The sequence below is a fragment of the Rhodovulum viride genome, assembly GCF_003265965.1.
GTDB lineage: Bacteria > Pseudomonadota > Alphaproteobacteria > Rhodobacterales > Rhodobacteraceae > Rhodovulum > Rhodovulum kholense.
In genome coordinates this window covers 1-496 of sequence record NZ_MUAV01000175.1, presented here as the reverse complement: position 1 = coordinate 496, position 496 = coordinate 1, and the positions used below count along the sequence as shown (strand labels likewise).

General features: G+C 70.8%; 1 pseudogene. It reads right to left on the bottom strand.

The window, feature by feature from the left end:
* Nucleotides 1-458, bottom strand: a pseudogene (locus BYZ73_RS21705) (hypothetical protein); the annotation flags it as partial.
* Between the last annotated feature and the right edge of the window lie 38 nt (nucleotides 459-496).

Below are 496 nucleotides of genomic sequence, written 5' to 3'. Positions count from 1 at the left end.
GCCCGATACCGCCACGTATCGCCATCGGCCTGCGCAGCGCGCGGCCCATGCGAGGTTTCCCGCCATTTGACCGGCACGCAGCGCGGGCGGGCGTCCGGCATCCAGTCAGGGGTCCTGCCCGCCCGGGCCAGATCGGCCACCTGCGTGGCGGCGTACCAGGGCAGGACGTTCCGGACCACGGTCGCGATCAGCTCGGCATCGTCATGCGGCCAGGACCGGCCCGGGCTGGTATCGACGCGGGCGCCCAGCTGTTCCTGCTGGATCGCGACATACTCCATGCCGTAGGACCGCCAGCCGGTGCCGCCGACCGCGCCGATTTCGTCATGGTCGAACCGCGCGCATTCGGTGCCGAAGGCCCATTCGAGAGCGGCGCGCACCGGCATCGCGCGCCGGGTCGGGCCGTTCCGCTGCCCCTGCCTCTGCATCTGCCTGTCCAGCATCATCGCGCGCTCCTGCATCTTGTGGCTCCTGTCGGGGTTGGCCCCCGTATGTTGAT